This window comes from Leucobacter sp. wl10, from assembly GCF_003569785.1.
GTDB lineage: Bacteria > Actinomycetota > Actinomycetes > Actinomycetales > Microbacteriaceae > Leucobacter.
In genome coordinates this window covers 1-3,048 of record NZ_KZ984024.1, presented here as the reverse complement: position 1 = coordinate 3,048, position 3,048 = coordinate 1, and the positions used below count along the sequence as shown (strand labels likewise).

The 3,048-nt window shown below is 64.2% G+C and carries 4 protein-coding genes; 3 read left to right on the top strand and 1 reads right to left on the bottom strand.

Going from position 1 to position 3,048, the window contains the following annotated elements; all coding sequences use genetic code 11:
- Positions 1 to 216 precede the first annotated feature (216 nt).
- Positions 217 to 456 (top strand): hypothetical protein, encoded by a 240-nt coding sequence (locus D1J51_RS18125; protein ID WP_162903927.1) that lies wholly within the window; start codon positions 217 to 219, stop codon positions 454 to 456.
- A gap of 133 nt (positions 457 to 589) precedes the next feature.
- Here D1J51_RS18125 and D1J51_RS17575 read toward each other — a convergent pair whose 3' ends face one another.
- Positions 590 to 1,210, bottom strand: coding sequence for a haloacid dehalogenase-like hydrolase (locus D1J51_RS17575; protein WP_162903926.1), 621 nt, complete (start codon positions 1,208 to 1,210; stop codon positions 590 to 592).
- A gap of 409 nt (positions 1,211 to 1,619) precedes the next feature.
- Here D1J51_RS17575 and D1J51_RS17570 point away from each other — a divergent pair, with 409 nt between their 5' ends.
- A complete protein-coding gene (locus D1J51_RS17570) occupies positions 1,620 to 1,970 on the top strand; it encodes a hypothetical protein (RefSeq protein ID WP_119077293.1) in 351 nt (116 codons plus the stop codon).
- A 278-nt stretch (positions 1,971 to 2,248) separates the two neighbouring features.
- On the top strand, positions 2,249 to 3,048 hold an 800-nt coding region (locus tag D1J51_RS17565; protein ID WP_162903925.1), incomplete at its 3' end, for a hypothetical protein.

Genomic DNA, 3,048 nt, shown 5'->3' with positions numbered 1-3,048 from the left:
GACCCACGACCACTACCAAACCACTCCGCTCAACATCATTTAGTGCCCCAAGAAATCGCGAATCAATGACCTAAGTCAGGTGTTACTCAGCTGGGGGCGTGGGGCTGCTGGGCTGGTGCCGCAAGGTCGGCGCGTCCGGCGCCGGGCGTGGCCAGGAGCGTCGTCGGTGACCAAGAGGCGAGGGCATCGATCTTGTTCAGCGGCGGGAGCACGAGCATGAGCGCGGTGGCGGCGGTGATGCGGGAGGAGCATTCCGGACGCCCGATTCGCAGCCAATACGATGTTTCTCCTCAATGGGGCGGCCCTTGTGCCGAGCAACCGGGGTGCTGGATGCGCGCCTCCGAAGGGGCTGGCGGCATGCCCGGACGGTCAGTGGCTGTCTGTTGGACGAAGGGCCTCGTCGATCTTGCCCTCGACGTGGTCGACATAGAGAGCCATCCGCGACTGAAGGCGTAGCGCGACGTCCGCGCCCACTGAGGTCTCCCACCCGCTTCTGGAGGCTTCCTCACATGCCCAGTGGGCCGACTGTCTCCAGGCCCATGGAGCCCCTCCTGCGCGCCACGCGTCCGAGAGCTTTTTATCCAAGTCCTCAGGTAGCCAGATGCCTTGCCTCGCTGTACTCGCGGTGTGTGCGCGCTGAGGCGCCGATAATGACGACATGCCTCGCAAGGCGCGCTGTCGGTAGATCCGCCATAGAATCGGTGACGAACTCCGCGTTCTGCATGGGTACTCCGGCTTCCAGGAGCGCATCCGCCTTCCTTTGTACTATGCGGTGGTCGACGATGGCCACCCCACCGTGCTGTTCAGCGACTTGCGACGCGGAGAGGTTGTGGTGGGGCACCTGTGCTCGTTTCAGCAGGGCGCTCGCGAGGGTCTCCTCTGTGGCGGTGGCGATGACGATCCGCGCACCGGATTCATACTGACGCTTGATCCGATCCACAGTTGATGATCGAACCCATCGCGGGTCGCCGCCGAGGCGGGCGCCCAATGCCTCCACGTGGGCGACGTACTCGGAGTGCCCCATCCCGCTGAGGGTGATCTCGGTGATCTCGCGGGCCGCAGCGGCCTTGTCCTCCGTCTGCGTGCTGCGCGCCCAGCTCATGACGGCGGTTCGTGCTCGCACGAGCCGCCATGGAGACGCGAGTAGGCGCCGAGTCAGCATGCTGGCGAACGTGTCTTTGGTGGTGATGACGCCGTCGAGGTCGTACACGACCAGACCCGGGTCATCGCGGTGCTGGAGGGTCTATGGACGCTCACGTTAGCAATAGTCCGATGCCGGGGTCATGATGGGTGGCAGGGAGCCAGCCACAACCCGTTTGTGCGAAGTCCAAGAATGAGCTTGATTCGTAACATCCGCGGAGGTAACGTGATGTCATGCGGACATCTCCGTCCGCTGCGGTGCAGAGGAGGCAGGCTCAGAGGACCAGCATGGCCCAGCGCATGTCGAGATACCGTGCGGCGCGAGCGACGAGCACCGACGCAATGAGGCGTCCGGGCCGGTATCTCCTACCGAGGTGGTTGACGCCTCGTCCCCGGGGCTGGTGCTCAGACGCGCCTGCCTGCGCCGTCGCTACGGGCGTCGGCAATCTCTTCATGGCTCTCAAGAGTGAGGAATCATCATGTTCGGAAAGATCAAGAAGGCCGCGATCGGCGGCCTCGCCGCCACCGCGCTCGTCGTCGGTGCGGTCGCGGCCGCGTCGCCGGCGAACGCCGCGATCAACTTGTACCAGTACAAGAACTACGGCGGCACCATCTACAACGCGGGGAACGGCTACAAGCCGAATCTCGGCAGTTTCGACAACAAGACCTCGTCATTGAAGGTCAACGGTGGCGATGTTGCCACGCTGTACCAATTCGTGAACTACACCGGCTACGCGTCGGTCGGCTTCACCCTGGGATCGCCCGACCTGAGCTCGTGGTCCTTCCCGTCCGGAGGCACCTGGGACAATCGGACCTCCAGCGTCTACTGACCAGGTCCGCCTGAGCTCGCGCTCTGAACGGAGGCGGGCGACATCGAGGCGAGCGGTCAACGCACCGCACGTCGAGGTGTCGCCCGCCTCTCGCGTCCCGAGGAGCGACCACCAGACAACCATTTATGAACGCTACTGCCACCAGAGAGCAATACGAGGTAGAGCCAGTCCCGGCCCATCACGCGGCACACCTCTGACCCCTCCCACCGATGAAAGACAGGCCCCGAATGACTACAGTTCACCCAGAGCTCAGCATCCGGCGTCCGGCTCGACGCCGGATGCTGCTCAAGAGCCTGATCGTCCCCGTCGCATTCGCACTTCCCACGCTCACGGCATGCGCCGCGGAGGAACCCGAGATCACCGACTCCACAGCCACACTCCCAGAGGTGTCGGCCGAGAGTTTCGCGGATGTGAAGGCGGAGTTGGACTTCGACACCGGCACCGCCACCACCCCGATCTCGGAGTACCTCACAAACATGGATTTCGAAACCCTCGTCCTCTTCTCGCAAGCGCGCGAGAGACTCATCACCGACTGCATGGCAGCCGCAAGTCAGACCTACGACGGACTCACCTCCGTCGACTGGGACTCCCTCCAGCCGCAGGAGGACCGCATTTTCGGCCTGTGGGACCGCGCAGGCGCCGCGCGGCTCGGCACGATGCTCGACGAGACACGCGGCGTCCCCCGCACGACGACCGTGGACCAGGGCGTGGACTTCAACAACGCGCTGACCACCTGCAACGAACAGGCGGCCGCAGACGACGTCCTCGGGCCGCTGTCCGAGGACCTTAACGAGCTGACGCTCGCCGACCGAATCCTCGGCAACTCCGCCGAGCTCGCGCAGCAATCCAAGGTCGGCAAAGCGGCCACCGAGAGCTTCAAGCAGTGCATGGAGGAGAAATCCATCGTCCTGGACCCCACCAGCGGATACATGAGTGCTGAGTACACCGACCTCGGCAAGGAGGCGGAGGTTGCTGCCGCGGTCGGGGAGGCGGACTGCAACGTGGACACCGGGCGCATTGAGGAGCTCTACGACCTGCGTGCGCAGGGCGGATTCAATTGGTTGTCGCAACACCCTGA